The sequence below is a fragment of the Tolypothrix campylonemoides VB511288_2 genome (assembly GCF_045999855.1).
Classification (GTDB): Bacteria; Cyanobacteriota; Cyanobacteriia; order Cyanobacteriales; family Nostocaceae; genus Scytonema; species Scytonema bouteillei_A.
Genome location: NZ_JBFPMW010000003.1, coordinates 177,444 through 195,724, shown reverse-complemented (window position 1 = coordinate 195,724; position 18,281 = coordinate 177,444). Strand labels below are relative to the sequence as shown.

Annotated in this window: 13 protein-coding genes; 7 read left to right on the top strand and 6 right to left on the bottom strand. The window is 39.9% G+C overall.

What is annotated here, in order from left to right; translation table 11 throughout:
* Positions 1-162 precede the first annotated feature (162 nt).
* The 5 genes from AB0756_RS09745 (at position 163) to AB0756_RS09725 (ending at position 5,806) form a co-directional block, all read left to right on the top strand.
* Positions 163-1,350: a radical SAM protein gene (locus AB0756_RS09745; RefSeq protein WP_038078549.1), complete on the top strand. Its 1,188-nt coding sequence runs from the start codon at positions 163-165 to the stop codon at positions 1,348-1,350.
* Between the two features lie 51 nt (positions 1,351-1,401).
* Positions 1,402-2,298, top strand: coding sequence for a hypothetical protein (locus AB0756_RS09740; RefSeq protein ID WP_167844613.1), 897 nt, complete (start codon positions 1,402-1,404; stop codon positions 2,296-2,298).
* A gap of 41 nt (positions 2,299-2,339) precedes the next feature.
* The gene (locus AB0756_RS09735; protein ID WP_038078547.1) at positions 2,340-3,536 is read left to right on the top strand and encodes a cupin domain-containing protein; all 1,197 of its coding nucleotides are present in this window, start codon (positions 2,340-2,342) and stop codon (positions 3,534-3,536) included.
* A gap of 33 nt (positions 3,537-3,569) precedes the next feature.
* Entirely contained in the window at positions 3,570-4,469 is a 900-nt protein-coding gene (locus AB0756_RS09730; RefSeq protein ID WP_050046124.1) for a cupin domain-containing protein, read from the top strand.
* Positions 4,470-5,182: 713 nt separating this feature from the next.
* On the top strand, positions 5,183-5,806 hold the full coding sequence (locus tag AB0756_RS09725) for a Uma2 family endonuclease (protein WP_038078545.1): 624 nt from the start codon (positions 5,183-5,185) through the stop codon (positions 5,804-5,806).
* 97 nt (positions 5,807-5,903) lie between these two features.
* On the opposite strand, the gene AB0756_RS09720 is transcribed toward AB0756_RS09725, so the two are convergent.
* The 6 genes from AB0756_RS09720 to AB0756_RS09695 all read right to left on the bottom strand — a co-directional run bounded on the left by AB0756_RS09720 (position 5,904) and on the right by AB0756_RS09695 (position 15,456).
* A complete protein-coding gene (locus tag AB0756_RS09720; RefSeq protein WP_408019848.1) occupies positions 5,904-6,017 on the bottom strand; it encodes a WG repeat-containing protein in 114 nt (37 codons plus the stop codon).
* A gap of 91 nt (positions 6,018-6,108) precedes the next feature.
* On the bottom strand, positions 6,109-9,141 hold the full coding sequence (locus AB0756_RS09715; protein WP_038078542.1) for a CHAT domain-containing protein: 3,033 nt from the start codon (positions 9,139-9,141) through the stop codon (positions 6,109-6,111).
* A gap of 302 nt (positions 9,142-9,443) precedes the next feature.
* Complete coding sequence (locus tag AB0756_RS09710; RefSeq protein ID WP_038078540.1) at positions 9,444-12,095, bottom strand: NHLP bacteriocin export ABC transporter permease/ATPase subunit; 2,652 nt, start codon at positions 12,093-12,095, stop codon at positions 9,444-9,446.
* A 134-nt stretch (positions 12,096-12,229) separates the two neighbouring features.
* The gene (locus AB0756_RS09705) at positions 12,230-14,482 is read right to left on the bottom strand and encodes a CHASE2 domain-containing protein (RefSeq protein ID WP_038078537.1); all 2,253 of its coding nucleotides are present in this window, start codon (positions 14,480-14,482) and stop codon (positions 12,230-12,232) included.
* A complete protein-coding gene (locus tag AB0756_RS09700) occupies positions 14,466-14,657 on the bottom strand; it encodes a hypothetical protein (RefSeq protein ID WP_038078536.1) in 192 nt (63 codons plus the stop codon). Before AB0756_RS09700 ends, AB0756_RS09705 begins: the two co-directional genes overlap by 17 nt.
* Positions 14,658-14,691: 34 nt before the next feature.
* Positions 14,692-15,456, bottom strand: coding sequence for a DUF928 domain-containing protein (locus AB0756_RS09695; protein WP_038078533.1), 765 nt, complete (start codon positions 15,454-15,456; stop codon positions 14,692-14,694).
* A 203-nt stretch (positions 15,457-15,659) separates the two neighbouring features.
* On the opposite strand from AB0756_RS09695, the gene AB0756_RS09690 reads away from it, so the two are divergent.
* Positions 15,660-16,697: a cyclic nucleotide-binding domain-containing protein gene (locus tag AB0756_RS09690; RefSeq protein WP_038078531.1), complete on the top strand. Its 1,038-nt coding sequence runs from the start codon at positions 15,660-15,662 to the stop codon at positions 16,695-16,697.
* Positions 16,698-16,746: 49 nt separating this feature from the next.
* Positions 16,747-18,186, top strand: coding sequence for an NHLP bacteriocin system secretion protein (locus AB0756_RS09685; protein ID WP_038078529.1), 1,440 nt, complete (start codon positions 16,747-16,749; stop codon positions 18,184-18,186).
* The last annotated feature ends 95 nt before the right edge of the window (positions 18,187-18,281 follow it).

Genomic DNA, 18,281 nt, shown 5'->3' with positions numbered 1-18,281 from the left:
AGACATAAAATCATACCAATTTGAACAAAGAATGCGATAGATAGTTGGACTAAAGCAAGCCCAGAAAAGGCTTTCTCAATTTAAAATCTCAAATCCAAAATGGTATCAGCGTTTAACTCATAACAATCAGTACTATTTATTAAGTTTTTCTTGGAAGAATTTATGACATCTGGCGAGAAAAGAAAAGTTCAATTTGTCATTAAAAGTTCTAAGTTTTGCAATCTTCGCTGTCGTTACTGCTATGAATACGCGGAGTTAGGCAATCGTGAAGCGATCGCACCAGAGCAGTTAGATCGGATGTATGCTCATATTGCCAGTTATTACAGTCGCCTCGATCGCCCGGTAGAGATCCAGTTTATTTGGCATGGTGGTGAACCTCTTTTACAACATCCAGACTATTACTGGCGAACTTTTGACCGTCAGCAACAAATTTTTGGAGAACTGGCTGATTCCGTTACAAATACTGTTCAGACTAATTTGACTGTACTGAACAAACACCAGATTCATTTGTTGCGGGAAGGATTTGATGGTGTAGGAGTTTCTATAGATTTATTTGGGGGTCTGCGGGTTAATCAAACAAACGTAGATTCTTTAGACAGAGTTTTAGCAAATATGGATTGTTTGCGCTCTGAAAAAGTGCGTTTTGGATGTATCACGGTTTTAACTCAGTTGAATTTACCTTATTTGGAAGAAATTTATAAATTTTATAACAAAATAAAAATACCATTTCGAGTTTTACCACTCTTTAATGGAGCATTTGATGGACAACATCAAGGATATGAAATCAGCCCTAATGAGGTTTTAATCGCTTATTGTACCTTGTTCGATCTGTGGTTGGAAAGTAAAAAACCAGTCATTGTTAGACCAATTATTGATTATATTAAACAGGTAATTCAATACTATACTCCTAATACAAAACCAAATTTCTATAATAAAAGAGAATGGGAATCTATTTATTTGGTCAATATCAATGGTGACATCTATAGTTATGCAGATGCTTATAACATTGACTTTTGTCATGGCAATGTGTTTGCAACGCCTATGGAAAATATCATTCTTAGCTCAGGACATCAAAAAGCTATAGCAGCAGCAGAAAAACGCATGGCGTCTGCATGTCATTCATGTAAATATTTTGGCAGTTGTAGTGGTTATCCCGTTGCAGAAGAAAGTGTAATTCACAATCAAATGGATGAAGTAGGTCACGCCCACTGCACGAAAGAAAAAGGAATTTTGCAGTATATCGAGAAACGTTTAAAAGAAACTGGAATCATTAATCCAATAACACGCCAAGTCAATATCAATCAAGATTATATTTCTAAACATATCTTGGGTTTGGATATTTCCGTATGATTTTGTGGCAATGGAAATCGACTAGCTTATTAATTGATTTGAGAGGAGACTATGTTAGCCCAAAGTAAATTGATATGCGTACAAGAAGGAACCAAGGTTGTTTTGGATACTAATGTAGTTAGCCAAAGCCCCAGAATCTGGCTGAGTTCGGGGACGACACGGGAAATTCAACCCTTACCAGAACATATCAAATATCGCCCTGATTCGTTCGTACCCAAAGAACCATGGAAAGAACCGAACCCAACAGAATATCACCGTCTTGGTATTAATGAACCGCTCTCCCACCTTAGTTCTTGGGATCTGGGATCGTATATTGGTGTTTGTCGCTTTCCAGATGAGATTTTAGCACCATTGGAAGTCATACTTGAAGAGTTAAACACGAGAACTAAAACACTTCAATACTATCCACCTGCTAATACGCACCCAGAATATCAGAGTGCAATGACCAAAATCATCAATTATTTATCCTATTATTGTCTGTCGCATGAGCCACCAAAACTACTGGGTCTGCAAGTGACATTACCCGGATTGCGAACACTCACAATGGAGAACGCCGATTATTTTGTAGGAATGCACCTTGATAGTTGGGATCGAGCACCACTCAGACGCAGGCATAAATCCAGAAATCGGATCTGTATTAACTTGGGACGAGAAGAGCGCTTCTTTTTATTTATTAACCTCCCACTTATGCAGATGTTCGAGGCTCTAGGCTTTTCTGACGACGAAGTTTATAAGCATTATCGAGGGACAACCGTAGGCGATGAGTTTATGAAAAAATACCCCGATTATCCGGTCGTTAAATTGAAAGTAGCACCGAGAGAAGCGTATATTGCTCCGACAGATAACTTAATCCATGATGCTTCTTCTGTAGGTAAGCAATATCCTGACATTACGTTGTCTTTTATTGGGTATTTTGGCATTCCATTTGGTCAAAATCAAGAGCATTAATTTACAAAACAACACAGCTTTCCTGTAGAGAATTGCAAGCAATGTCTGAAATAGAATTCGATTTTCAAAAACTGATTCACCCCCTCGACACGGATATCTTTTTGAAAAACTATTGGGAGCAGCGATCGCTCTTTCTTGTTCGAGGAAAAGCAGATTATTATGCCAATCTTTTTTCAACAGAGTACATAGACGATCTCATTCGCTTTACCGACCTCAAATTTTCTGACTGTAGAGTGTTTAAGACTAAAGAAGGAGTATCCGTTGAACCCTATACAAAGATAGGACCAGATTATGCAAATTCCTATTCAGCAAATCAACTTTACGATGCTTATCACCAAGGGAACACATTCTGTATTCAGAAAATTCAAGATCGCTGTAAGCCAGTTGCTACTTTTTGTCGGAATTTAGAACAATTTCTCAATCATCCTGTAAATATTAACCTATACTTAACACCTAAAGGTGCTCAAGGATTTCCACCGCACTATGATACACACGACGTTTTTGTACTTCAGATTGCGGGATCGAAACACTGGCAAATTTATGAATATTTATCGGATTTGCCCCTCGTTACCAGAGGTTATGCAGTCGATCCGAAAAACTTAGACACGCCAACCCATAATGTTTGTTTGCAGGCGGGTGACTTATTGTATATTCCCCGTGGTTGTGTTCATGAGGCAATGACCTCAGACAGCTCCTCATTACATCTGACAGTGGGAATTTGTGTCTTTGAGTGGGCAACTCTCATTCAGGAAGCGATTTTATCTATCGCCGAACAGAACGTTCATTTCCGCAAAGCACTACCAGTAGGCTTTATCCATCGGAGCGAAGCTATGGCATCGATGAAAAATCAATTAGCAGAACTTTTGCAAGTCCTTGCTGATAAGGTCAACCACGAAGACGCTATAGAACGGTTAACCAAACGTTTCATTGGAGGGATGTCTCCACTCCCTGATGGACATTTTATCAGTTTGGATGCAGTTAATGAAATCGATCCCAATACTACTGTTGCTAAGCGAAAGGGAATGATTTGTCATATCACCAGAAAAACGGATTCAGTAACCATTCAATTCCCAGGAGGAACCGTTGAGGGGCCGCAGTCCATTGAGCCAGCGCTTCGCTTTATCACCAACTCAGAACAATTTCTCGTCAAAGACCTTCCAGGTATCCTCAGCAGTCATAGCAAAGTAGTTCTGGTGCGACGTTTGGTTAAAGAAGGACTGTTAATGATTCAACGCTAATCCCAAGCACCAAAAGTCTGAATGTAACAAACAATGTCTAACCCAGATTTTGATTTTGAGAAATTAATTCAACCTATCGATTCACAAACCTTTTTAACCAATTATTGGGAGCAAAAACCACTTGTTTTGATGAGAGAAGATGCAAATTACTATGTTAGCCTTCTCTCAATGAAAGAGATTGACAATATCATATGTTTCGCTAATTTGAGATCGGGCGATATTGAGACTGATTCTTTAAATCGCTCTAGTGATTTTAAATATTCTGATTCCCATACAGTTCCTAGTATTAATCACCTTTACCAAGCTTATTCTCAAGGTCATACTTTACTTATACACGAGCTTCAGTACCACTGGAAAGCAATTGCTGCTTTCTGCTGTCGTCTGGAACAATTTCTCAATCATCCTGTAAATGCAAACCTGTATTTAACACCTAAGAATTCACAAGCCTATCCAGCGCACTTTGATTTAAACGACGTTTTCATTCTTCAATTAGAAGGTGCTAAACTCTGGCGCATTTACGATTCCTTTTTAGATTTACCCACTGCTGCTCACATCCAAGCAATACCAAAAAAAATACTAGACGCATCGCCACGGGAAGTTTATCTCCAAGCTGGTGATTTATTGTATCTCCCTCGTGGTTTTGTTCATGAAGTGCTTGCTTTAGAAAGTTCCTCGTTGCACCTTACAATTGCTATAGATGTCTTTAAATGGAGTCACCTCATAACTGAAATGCTTGCATCTGCCACGGAGCAAAATGTCCGCTTTCGTAAAGCACTACCAGTCGGCTTCCTTCATCGGAGCGAAGCAATGGAGTTGATGAAAACTCAATTAGCAGAACTCTTGCAAGTTTTGGCTGCTAATGTCGATCGCGAAGATGCTGTGGAACAGCTGACCAAACGTTTCATTAAAGAAAAATTTCCATTGGCGATGTGAATTCTCTAGCAATCCTATTTGAGATCTCAACAAGAGAGATAAGAGAGACAAGGGAGACAAGGAGGACAAGGAGGACAAGGAGGACAAGGAAGAGGTGTTTGTAAATCATGTAGGACTGCTATATCAGTTATTGAGGTCAATCTATCCAGAATTCTTGCCTTCACGGCTACTCACAGATTGGGATTTTTCGTGAGTTTGCTCAACCGCGTAATACTAGAGCAAATACTTCCCACTTCCTTACGGCTCGTCTACAGAAGGTGCTGATACTGCAATTATTCTTCAGTCATTTCCTCTTCATCTTCCTCCTTAATCTCTTCCCAATCACCCCGTGCCAAGCCACGCTTGTGTTGCACCAGAATAAATTCGCCTTACCTATTCCTCAAATATTCCCCCGTCCCACTTAAAAATCTAGGTTATGACCAACAATGTAACAAAAAACACTTGTAGAGAAGTCTCTTTACCATTAAGTTTTGAAAATGATTATATATTGGTAGGAAATTGGGACTTTTTTAGTTGAAATCTTTATTTGACTTTCTAGAGTTCTTACTGTCCAGTGGACTGTTAGCCGCAAGAGTACTGCGCCCCAGCGCGAAGCTTGGGTGTAGGGAATTGCAGTTGAGCGAGTGCTTTTTCTAGAAGATATAATGGTTCGCGAATACTCTTCGTAAAATGAAAAGAATGAACAGTAAAAATCAACCCTACCAGTAGCTTTTATGACCCAAACACTACCACTACAAAAGCTATTTACCTTCAATGAATTTATTGAATGGTATCCAGAAAACTCACCCCGGCGCTACGAGCTACACAACGGAGTCATAATTGAGATGCCCCCACCAACTGGCGACCATGAAGATGTTGTAGGTTTTTTGATTGAACAAATCGTAACTGAATTTAAGCAGTGTAAGCTACCCTATACCATCCCAAAATCCGCTTTAGTTAAAACGCCTCATGGTGAATCAGCCTACATACCCGATGTATTGGTACTTAATCGGGACAATTTAAAAAATGAACCATTGTGGAAAAAAGAATCGACTGTTATCTACCCTGAATCTGTACCGTTGATAGTTGAAGTAGTTTCAACAAACTGGCGTGATGATTATCATAATAAATTCGGGAATTATGAAGAGATGGGAATACCCGAATATTGGATTGTAGATTACGCTGCATTGGGCGGGCGTAAGTTTATTGGCAATCCCAAACAACCTACAATTACTGTTTGCGAATTGATTGACGGTGAATATCAAATGGCCCCGTTTAGGGGCGATGATTTGATTGCGTCACCTACTTTTCCACAGTTGAATTTAACCGCACAACAGGTATTTAGCTCTGTGATTTAATGAAAAATCCCCTATCGCTTTCTCCAGTGGTAGGGTATAGTTATGTTTTTGTAAAATTATACTTTGGCACTATTGTACTTTTAGACAAAACTAAAAGTTAACCTAATTTACGACGGTTGTTTTCTACAATCTGCACTACCGCGAGTCCTTCAGAGATGGGTATGGTAGCGTCAAACTTTGGTGGGACAACTATTTTTCCAATTTTATTAATATAACCCCACTTGCTACCTATTGGGGCTGTCGCCCCGGACGCGGGGCGTAGCGACTCTCCGTGTCTGGTGTGTTAACTGAACCGTATTGAGTTATAGTCCATTTCCAATTAAAATAAAAGATGCCCAATAATAGGGGTGTTTAAATTGACTGTTACTTCCTGTTAATAATTCTAATTGTGCGTTGCGTAAAGCTTCGGCTTTGCTCAATTTCCCAGCTTTTAATGTTGTATAAAATGCATTCATTAAGGCTTGCGTACCACCATCAGAAACAGACCACAATGAAGCAATAGAGGCTTTGGCACCTGTTAATTGAATTTGATATCCCAAACCTAGAATTTCCTGACCGTTACCTAATTGTTTGCCCAAACCAGTTTGACAGGCACTTAAAACGACTAAATCAACATTAGGTAAAGACCAATTTTCTATATCTTTAAGGGTGACACGTGTACCATCCCCAAACAAAATAAATGAATCTTCAGGATTACCGCTCACTAGCATGCCATGCGTTGCTAAATGCACGATTTTGTAATCATTCATCTGTGGGATGGCAACTTGGGTGTTAAATTCTTTATCTAAAAGAATCTTTGTGTTTTGAATTGTCTTAGCTAAATTTTCAACTTCAGCTTTGGCAAATTGCAACCCGCTCAATGTTTCTTTTCTTTCCCCTACAGCTACTTGATAATCACCCTTGGTAAAAGCAGCGGCTAAAGTGGTTAAAGATGCTGGAGGTTTATTGTTTAATTTAGTTAAACTTGCAGCCGTAATATTGTTGACAATAAAACGCTCAACCAACCAATTTTTTCCGTCGTATAATGCTGCTAAAGGTATATATCTCAGTTTGCTATCCGGAGCATAGATAATTGCTTTTGCATCAGCTTGTTTGATGTCATTTTCAATAGGTTTAATGAGCCAATTATATAATTGTGTGGCAGAATTTTTGCTATCTTTATAAGGAGCTACTAGGGCTTGGCGAAATTCAGTAATAACCTGATTTAATTCAGATGCTTTGACTGGTACCGGACGGTGAATTGGGGGTGAATCCGCAGTTACTAAAACTAACTCTAATCTATCTTCTAAAACTAAGGGATATAATAAGACTGTTTTTTGATTTAACTGGCGTAAATTATCTCGCAGTGAGTTAAGTTGACGCAAACTGAGATTTTCCTGTCCGGAGTTAGTCGATAATTGTTGCACTAATGCTACTACAGACGGATTTTTGGTGAATTTATTAAATTCAGCCGTAATTGCCTGTTCGAGTTTGACTAATTCAGCGATGCGTTTTTCTTGAGCAGATGTCCGCGAAGTTTGGGGAATTTTTCTGAGATTGGTGAGTTCTTGTCCCAGTGCGATCGCTTTGTCTTGAATGACACTATATTTTTGTGTAATATCTTGTTCTTGGGGCTTGAGTGGTAAATTTTGGGATACTGGAGTTTCTATATTTGTTCCTCTTTGTCCGCTATTAGCAACTGCTGTTTTCTTAGGTGTTATGCGCTCAATTCCGATAAAATCACTCACTTCTTGGATTTTGAGTAAATCCAGAACTTGTTGCGCTTCTGCGGAACGATTTTGTTTAAGCAATAAATCGGCGAGGCGGCGGTATCTTTCTGCTACCGTTTCTGTATAAGATTGTTGAATAGCAGTTGGCATAACGCGCAAGTTTTGCCGAATTTCCTCAGTTAAATTAACTGATTTTTTGTAAAATGCAATTGCTAGCTGTGGTTGATTTTGTCCGGATAAAGTATCTCCTAAAAATTTCATTGTTGTGGCTTCACTGGCTCGATCGCTCACTTCGCGGTGTATAGCTAAAGCTTGCTGATACAATTCTTCCGCTTTGGCGTATTGATTTTGCTGTTGGTAAATTTGTCCTAGATGGCTCATTGTCACACCTTCCCCGGTGCGATCGCCCACTTCTCGATAAATAGCTAAGGCTTGCTGGTTTAATTCAATTGCTTGCTGATATTTGCTTAAATTGCTATGAACACGCGCAATATTATTAAGAGTGGCAGCAACCCCTAGTTTGTAATTATTTTCCTTGTAGATATTTAAAGCTTGTTGATATATCTTTAAAGCTTGGTCGTATTTACCTAAGTTTGCATATATTTGTCCAATATTATTAAGATTGATTGCTCTCCCTTGGAATTGAAAAGAGTCTTTACCAAAAGCATCACCAACAATAGCACGACTGACAAATTGTTGAGATGCTTGGGAGTTTTGACCGAGATAATCGTAAAGTAATTTAATATCTTGTTTGTTAACTTCTTCAGAATTAGTACTACTCAGTCTGTTATAAATATTTGCAGATTGCTCTGCGAGTTCTAAAGACTTCTGAGACTGACCCAAGCTAAAATAAGCCCCCGCGAGATTATTCATAGTTGCTGCTTGCGTACCTAAATAATTTGAGCAGCATTCTTGCAAACTGTTTAAAGCTTGTTGGTAAGAATTTACAGCTTGAGCATAGTTTCCTAAGTTAACATAAACTACACCAATATTATTTAGAGTTTGAATGCTGCCAATCTTATCATCACTGGTTTTTTGGAGAGCTAAACTTTGTTGATAAAAATCTAAAGCTTTGGCATACTGTCCCGTGCGAAAATAAACGCTACCCAGATCGCCAAGCATAATTGTTTCGCTTGTAGCATAGCTAGTATCTTTTGGGTTAGCGGCTTTTAGTTCTCGAAGAATCGCTAAACCATTTTGATACGCTTCTATAGCTTGAGGATACCGTCCCAAATTGACGTACACTTCACCTAGATAGGAAACAGGTATCCATTCATTTTGGCGATCGCGTGTTTTTCTGCGAATATCTAAAGAGGATTGAAAATATTCCAACGCTTGAGGATATTTACCTTGACGGAGATATACATATCCAATGTTCGTAAGGGAGTTAGCTTCCCCGGCTTTCGCACCGTATTTTTGGAAAATAGTTAAAGCCTGTTGAGATTGCGTTAACGCTGTTTGTAATTCATTCAAACCAACCAAATCCTTATAAATTAGACCTCCAGCGTTATTATTTAACATAACAGCTTCCGCGATCTGTTCTTCAGGTGTTGGAGTCGGTGCTTGTGCTAGAGATGGGGAAGCTAAAGCTAGGATCAGTGTTAAGGAAATAATAGGAAGTTGCATATATGTATTAATAGTGACAAGATTTTTTCTATGATAGTCGTAGTTCTAAGGAACCGCCAGGTTTGTGTTACTGCTAGATCTCAATACCTTTGCCAATTTCTCAAAAGCCCTACAGACTGGAAGTCTGTGGCTACATAAACCAAGCCCACCTGCGTGGGCTTTGGGTTTTAGCCCACGCAGGTGGGCTTTGTTTGTATAGCCTCACATTTCTAATGTGAGGGCGTTTTGGCAAAGGTATTGAGATCTTCAACTTCGTTCCCTTGTCTCCCTTGTCTCCCTTGTCCGGATCTCAAAAAGGATTGCTACATCTGCCGTGCCATTAAATTTGCAAATAATCCTTCTTGATTGACTAATTCCTCAAATTTACCTTGTTGAACAACTCGCCCAGCTTCAATGACATAAATTCGGTCGGCGTTCTGGATAGTGCTGAGGCGATGGGCAATAACGATGCGTGTTACTCCCAAATTGTCTAAGCTGGTACTAACGATAGCTTGGGTGCGATTATCTAAGGCACTGGTCGCTTCATCAAAAATAAGAATTTTAGGTTTTAATACTAAAGCACGGGCAATTAATAGTCGCTGTCTTTGTCCGCCAGACAGGTTTGTCCCTCCTTCGGAAATAACCGTGTGCATTTCCATTGGCATTGACTGAATATCTTCAGCAAAACCAGCCATGCGTGCTGCTTCCCAAGCTTCTTCCATTGTCACCAATGCGCCACTAGAAATATTTTCAAAAATCGAGGCGCTATTAATCCGCCCGTTTTGCAGCACTACACCAATTTGCCGCCGTACTGCAGATATATCTAGCCCTGATAAATCCTGCCCATCGTAGTAAATCGTCCCATCTTTGGGCGTTTCAAATCCCAACAACAGCCTGATAAGTGTGGATTTACCACTACCAGAAGGTCCTACTAAAGCAATAAATTCTCCTGGTTGTGCCTGAATGGTGACATCAGCTAAATTCAAGGGACCGTCTTCTCGGTAACGGAACGTTACGCGATCGACTTTAACTTTACCCGTTAATCGTCCCGGATCGCTTTTGCTAAGGTCAATTTCCGATTGAGCTTGAAAGATGGGCTTTGCCCGTTCCCAGAAAATGCTGATATCCAAAATGCTGACTATAGTATTACTTAATTGCGTTGTTCCAACAATAAATATGGCAAAGGCTGAGTTAAATGCTAAAAATTTACCTGTAGATAATCCTGCATCCCCTGCAGACGGGGCTTGAGTTATAAACGTGACCGCCAACCAAAAGATAATTATTGAACTGACAGTTGGCATAATGGTATTAAATATAGCTAAGATATCTTCAATGAATTCTGTACTCAATTTGAGTTTTAGCTGTTGACTGTACTTTTTTGCCCAATAAGCAAAGGCGCGGTCTTCTGCACTGGTGACACGGAGTTTAGACACGCCAGCAACCATCTGTACTGTAAAGCCAAAAATATCTCCCTCGATTTCTTCTAAAGGACGCAACTTTTGACGGTTCAGTACGCCGGAGACGGTGGTAAAGACGATTGTCACCAGTGCTACTCCTACTACCACTAAAGCCAATTGAGAACTGTAAACAAACAACAATCCCAAATTGAGTAAGGAAAAGACACTTGTAAAAATTGTGCGTAGTACTGTGTCACTGAGTTTCTGACGAATCTGAGTGATAACGGAAACACGAGATTGTAAATCCCCAATAGAATATTCACGAAAGAAAGATACTCGCAAATTTAATAATCTATCCCAGAGGGCTGCTTGGGAGTCTATACTGGCTTTAGTATCCAGTCTTAGGGTGGAAAAACCTTGAGCAATTTGAAAAATTATTGTGCCGATACTGGCGGCAAAAAGACCCAAGGCGATTTGTACTAATAAACCTCGGTCTGCGTCGGGAATAGCAGAATCAATGAGAACGGCAGTTGCTAAGGGAGTTAACATCCCCAGTAATGTGGCGATTGTACCTGTCAGGAGAATGACGAGCACTTCTTTGATTTGTCCTTGGAAAGCAAATACTAACAGATCGATAGCAGTGAGATGTTTGTCGGGTAGGGGACGATAAAACACATAGGCAAAGGGAGCTAGTGTTTGGGCAGTATCGTTATTTACAGGAATGCGAGTATGATTTGGGTCAAAAATTTCGTATTTTCTTGCACCCACCGGTAGCACTGCTACAGGACGGTTATCTTGCTGTGTATATGCCAAGAGGGGTCCAGTATCTTTTTGCCACCATTTATCGTTCAGTAAAACCCGCCTGATACGAATGCGCGATGCACGAGCGATCGCTTCTAGGGGTTCTTTAATCCGATTCATATCTTCGGAACGTGCAGGGGGCAAAATCTTTATTCCTAATGCTTTGCCTACCGCACCTGTAGCAATTAAAAGAGGTGTCTCTGATTGCAAAAATTCCGCTTGTTTTGGCTTGAGGACTGCTGCCAAATTACCTAAAGCACCAACTTTTGCTTGATGATTAAGTTGTTCTCGTGCTTGGAATTGCTGCCATTTTGCGGTTAACTCCTCCTGTTCTATTTGCATTAAAATTTGGCAGAAATCGCTATGGAGTTCGTTGAGAGCCACTTGGATAGTGTCCCAACTATTCAGTTTTTCAGGATAGGAAAACACGGGGGAAATCACGGCGCGATCGCCTGCACAACTACAGATATGTTTCCTCCAAATCTGCACTAACTCGAGAAACTTTTCTGGCTCGCATTTCTCCTCACTCTCTACAGTCAGTTGCCATAATAAACTATCTTCCATAGATACCGCTAAAATCTTATGCGTCTTAGCAGCTATCCCAAACAATGCTTCCCCCGCACGGACAGTAAACAGATAGCGGCGGACCCCCTCAAATCCTTGGTGAATGGGAATGGCAAACAGAGCGATCGCACCTGATTCAACCTGCCAAAATGTTTGAGTATTGTCGAATACTAAGGACTGATTACCTGTCAATAGTAATTTGGAATCATTCATCTTAATTTATAGTGGTTTTTAATTAATATTTCATTCATTTGTAGCAAATGTTTGGCGTTACTCAATCCATATATGAATCCTGGTTATCTCGATCTAAGCCCTCAACCTAGAAGAATTTACTGCTCCCTTCTCCTTTAAGGAGAAGCGAATCCCGACTGCATACTATTCAATTGAGTTGCCACTTCTGATGGTATATTGGTAAAGCGAATATAAAAACTATTAGATTCTGCTGCTTTGTCCAAGACTTTAGCATAAGTATCTTCGCTCACCGTGCTTTCTTCAGATAAGAAAAAATTTATCTTTAAATTAGTAAATGGTTGTACTTTTAAGGAGTTTTCTATTGAATCAAAATAAATTTGTCCCCCCTTTTCTGATAGTTTTACTAACTTCCCCATCCTGATACTGCTATCTACATCTTTGCCATCTAAGATTGCATATTTTAGGGAAATTGGTGCTAGAAGTTGCAAAAATATCTCTTCTTCTTGCTCCAGGTACAAATTGTATTCACCAGCAATTCCACCTACTTCATGTATCTCTATTGGTTGTTTCACTCCTTTTGCTTGTACTTTTTTAGAACCAATAATTTTGACAATAGAACCAGCCTCATTAACAGTTGAGTCGGAAACAAAAATCTGTCCGCCGACTGTATAAGATTCAATACGATAAGTTAAATTAACTTGACTCCCGATAATTCCATATTTAGTCCGTTTTTCTGAACCAATATTACCAACTACTACCTCTGCTGTATTGATCCCAATCCCCATTTCCAATTTTGGTAAACCCATGTGCTGCATTTTTTGATTCACAGATGACATTGCTAATTGCATCGCTACAGCACAAGCTATGGCTCTCTTAGCATCATCTTCTCTAGCAATGGGAGCGCCAAATAAAACTAAAATGCCATCACCCATAAACTCATCTATAGTCCCTTGATATTGAGTAATGACATCTGCCATATATCCCAAATAAAGGTTAATAATTTTGATAACTTCTTCAGCAGGTAATCTTTCAGAGGTCGCAGTAAAACCTCTTAAATCGGAAGTGAGAATAGTAATTTTTTTGCGTTCTCCACCCAGCTTTAAGCCTTCAGGATTTTCTAACAAATTTGCGACTACTTCATCGGTAAGGTAACGACCAAAAGTTTTGCGAATAGCTCCCGCAGTCCAGGCTATATAAGCTGTCACAGCAATTCCCGCACCTATTAATGCCATTAACGGTGGGACAATAGGAATCCACCACCCAGCAAGAAAAGCGAGATAACTACTACCTATAAGACAGCATACCGCTAGGAAAAGACTCAGAGGGGGAAATAGCGATCGCCTTTTAGAACTACCGCTATATCTTTGTTGCCATATCAATGCTGAGCCAATCAATGACCACAGAGAAATCCACAACCATTCCTGGGGCTTATTCCACGTTTTAATTAAGGGTCGGTTATCTAAAGTCGCACTTAAAATTTGACTGAGCGCATGGCTGTGAATAGCTACTCCAGCCATGCGTTTGGGTGCTGTTAAGACAGTGCTGCTATAAGGTGTATAGAATAGGTCTTTGAGACTTTCGGCTGTGGGACCAATCAATACAATGCGTCCCTTGAGTAAATCCTTTGGAGTGTGATTTTCTAACACATCTATAATGGAGATACGCTGAAAATTCTGCTTGGAATGACGATAATTTATAAGAACCTGATACCCTTGGTCTTCTGCTCTAACATAACCGCCATCATTGCCTTGAAATAACGGATAGATAGTATCTCCTGTTTTCACTAAAAAATTATCTGTTTGTCCGACATAAACATCGCGCTCGTGCAGATAGAGATATGCTAGTTTAAAAGCAAAACTAAATACATTCTCCCCATTTTTATCGGCTAAATACAGCAAACTCCGCCGAACTTTACCATCTCCATCTAAAGGAAAATCATTTGCACCTACCTGTCCCAGTTTTTTGAGCACTGGTGGTGGTGCAACTGCTGAACTATCATCACTCTCAGCAACTTTTTGCACGCCAACTAAATTGGGTGTAGACTCAAAGACTTTCACTAAAGAATCATGACCGGAGCCTACTGGTAAATCTCGATAGAGATCGAGACCTATCGCGCTAGGTTTGTGTTGTTTTATATTTTCTAAAATTTTTGCTAATAAACCATCAGGTATAGGCCAATGACCGCGCTTACCAAGTTTTTGGACATCTGATTCATTAATTTCTACAATGACAATGCGCGAGTCAACAGGCTCCAGAGAACGCAACGAAAACATTCGATCTAATGCAGCTAATTCCAACATCTGCAATAGTCCACTCAAGCGCAGGAGTAATACAACTATGACTGCACTGGGAGTAGCAATTAATATCCCGCGCCATCGCCAAATTTGTATTTTAATTGAACGCCACATACAGCATTTGATTTTGGGAGTGGTTTCTTTCAGGTATAAATTGCTGTTGTATCTTGGTGAAGGAATTGCGAGCGCGAAGCGGCTGCAAAGCAGCATCGCCCTTGGCGCAAGCGAAGCTATCGCGCTGTAGGAGCAGAGGCGCAGAGAAAATGAGAATTTTGAGGTTAAAAGACATGAATTTGCTTCTCTGGTTGTACAAAATTTATAAACTATTTAGTTTTAATAGTGTTGCTAGCTACCAACGGTTGCGAAACTAAGTTTTTTAAGCCGACTGACTCTAAAAATGTTTGCCAATTAGCTAGAATCGTGCGCTCCCTGGGGTTAGCAAGACGTTGCTGCACTATAGTATGTAACGCTTCATACCAAATACCTGTCTTAGCATACATTTGGGAGAGTTGTTTGGGATTTGTTTTGGCTAGCTGCTGTGATAAAGCAGGAGTTGTTGGGATACGTTCTACCCATCCATCAACAGCCATCTCTTTCTCTGATTCTTCGGAATTGCAAGCGATGGCAAAATACCAATGGTATTGTTTGCCAACTTTGAGAGCAGGTGTATTAGATGGGAGAGTAAAGCCAATAATTCCCGGTTTGTTAGGAAGTTTAACAGTTGTTTCGTAGACTATATTGTTGTTATCTAGCAGGGATAAGTGAGCTGTTTGTGCAGTTATTTGCGGTACAAACCAATAAAAAGTCGGACGTTCAGCTAAAGTTAAACCTAACTTACTTGCAGGTATTAAAGGAATTAACTTTTCTTGACTTGCTAAATCGCAGGAATCACCGCGACTTCCCCCACCTGCTGTAGTCTGTGGAGCTTTGCGGTTTGGTGGTATGAAGTTCTGACTTATTTGCCAGTTATCCCATCTTAAAGTCACTGGTGATTCAGATCTTCCTACTTGAGAAGAACTAGAGATCGTTGCTAATACCAAAGAAACTGGAATTGTTATAAGATTTATAAACTTTTTTTTCCAATTCATATTAAGTACGGTTAATTTTCCACCTTATAAAGGACAAAAAATAGAAAAAAGCTTGCAAGGGACATAGAGAAGGGTTTTCACAGACAGTTACGACACGATCGAAGAAACCCTATGAACCAGATTAACCTATGGTGTCAAAATTGACAGTATAGTTCTTGGCGTGACAGATAATTTTATTACACTTATAATCTAGATTTGATCCTATGAGCGGACAATTGCTAACTCATTTTCCTAATTTTGCGGTTTTTAAGGATCGCGATATTGCTTGGATGATAAATATCGGTAAATATACGGAATACCGTACTGGTGAAATTCTGCTTCGAGAAGGTCAAGAAATTATTGACACAGTGGAAATTCTATTAGAAGGAGCATTGAGTATTGGTGTTTCTCCTACAGGAAATATAGAAGATGCTGTTGAAATTGAGCGCGTAACAGCTGGCGAAGTTGTAGAATTTCTATCTTTTATAGATAATCGTCCTCCATCTAGCACTTGTACCGCCTTAGAACCCTCACGGGTATTATCGTTACCCAGACATTTATTAATTAAAAAATTGGAGAACGATACAGAATTTGCTGCCCGTTTTTATCAAATGTTATCTATTTTTCTGTCGAAGCAGTTGCGAAAATTAACTGATTTTCTTATTAAAAACAAAGTAGTACCGGGAGAACCGTTACGCAAAGTTTTATTTGTCTTTGCTATCTTGAATGATGCTGATATTGATTGGATGATTGCTCGAGGCGTTAGAATGAAAGTTCATTCTGGGACGGTGCTTATAGAGGAAGGTCAACCGCCAGAAGCCTTATATATATTGTTAGATGGAAAATTAGGTATTTTTGTAACCAGCCAACAGACTGAATCGGGACAAAAAGAAATTGCTACATCAGTCAAGGGTGAAATTTTGGGAGAAATGTCCTTTGTAGAAATGACAACCGCCTCCGCTACAGTCAAAGCAGCAGAATCTGCTGTATTATTGGCACTACCAAAGCACATCCTCATGGAAAAATTAAAACAAGATACAGGATTTACAGCCAGGTTTTATCGAGCGATCGCGGTAGTGTTAGCGGATAGAATTCGCGATCGGTTATTCCGCCGGGGATTTGGCAAACTAGCCTACCAACTAGACCCAGTTTTAACAGAAGATATTGAAGTTGAAGATGAACTTGACTTAGATACCCTAGACAATACCGCCCTAGCAGGTGCTAGATTTGACTGGATGATTAAACGCCTCAATAGGCAATAATTAATTTCTTATTATTTTACAAAATATTTCTACAAGAGCTATAACATATATGGCTGAAAAAGACAGTCTATTTCGCAAGGAATCACTGGAGCGTTTATCTTCTCCAGAAAGATTGGATCGATTAATGCAGTTGGTCAACCCTCTCGATTGGCTACCCTTGACGGCGTTAGGTAGTTTTATCCTCATTGGGTTGGTTTGGAGTGTTTTTGGACGTATTCCCATCACTGTTTCAGGGAAAGGAGTGCTTATTCAACCCTATCAAGTCATCACTTTTGAGTCTCCCATTTCAGGACAATTAAAAAGTCTAAATATCAAACCTGGACAGTGTATTGAAAAAGGACATATCCTAGCTACAATCGATCCCACCGATCTTAAGCAACAGTTGCAATTGCAACGCACGAAAATCGCCGAATTACAAGCACAAAGCCAGTCTTCTATTTTACTTCAGCAACAGCATACAATGAAGGAAAAAGAAGCGATCGCATCTGCAAGGGCTAGTTATATTCAACGGTTGCGGGATACCCAAACACTCACACCTGCGTTTTATGAAAAAGGTTTAAATGCGATCCGCGAACAGCGTATAAGTCTACAACAACGCCTCAAAGATGCTCGGGGTCTTGTTCCCGTACTGAAACACAGATTTCAAGAGCGTCAGCAACTTTTAGATGTAGGAGCAATTGCCAAAGATACTTTATTACAAGCAGAGCAAGAATACAAACAAGGACGCCAAACTGTCTATGATATCCAAGCGCAACTTAAGCAATTAGATGTAGAAGAAACAGAAGCCCAACAGAGATACTTACAAAATCTGAGTTCTGTAGGAGAACTGCAAACGCAATTGAAAGACTTAGAAACTAGGAGTAAACGAATTGACCAGGAAAACGTAGAAAACCTTAATAAAAACTTTAATCAAATTCAAGAAGTCAATCGAGCGATCGCTCAACTAGAAAAACAAATATTAGATAATAGCCAAATTGTCAGTCTTAATAGTGGTTGTGTCTTGGAAACCTCTGCTTTCGTTGGTCAAGTTGTCAGTCCCGCGACTCCCATTGCATCTGTGAATCTTCGACAAAATAACACCCCATTGATAGCCATTTCCTACTTTAGCATCAAAGATGGCAAGCAGATTCAACCAGGAATGACTATGCAAATTACCCCCGACTCGGTGAAAAGAGAACGCTTTGGCGGTATTGTTGCTAAAATCACTTCGGTTCCTCCCTTACCTGTCACTAAAGAAGGTGCAAATTCTGCGATCGGCAATCCCGATTTAGCAGCCAAAATTTTACCAACTGGTGGCGGAGATATGGAAGTGCGAGCAGAGATGGTACTTGAGCCGTCTACCTTTAGTGGCTATCGTTGGTCTTCCTCCCAAGGACCAAAATTAAAAATTTCTGCGGGAACGACTACCACCGTGCGGGTAAAAGTAGCAGAACAAGCACCGATCGCTTATCTCTTACCAATTATACGTGAATTTACTGGCATTGACTAATAAATTTCTCATGACTCCCCGCGCCTGGAGTAGGAGCTTTAAAATTCTTAGAAAGCAAATATTTGTATAAGAAATGCACTTAGTTTTATCCAAAT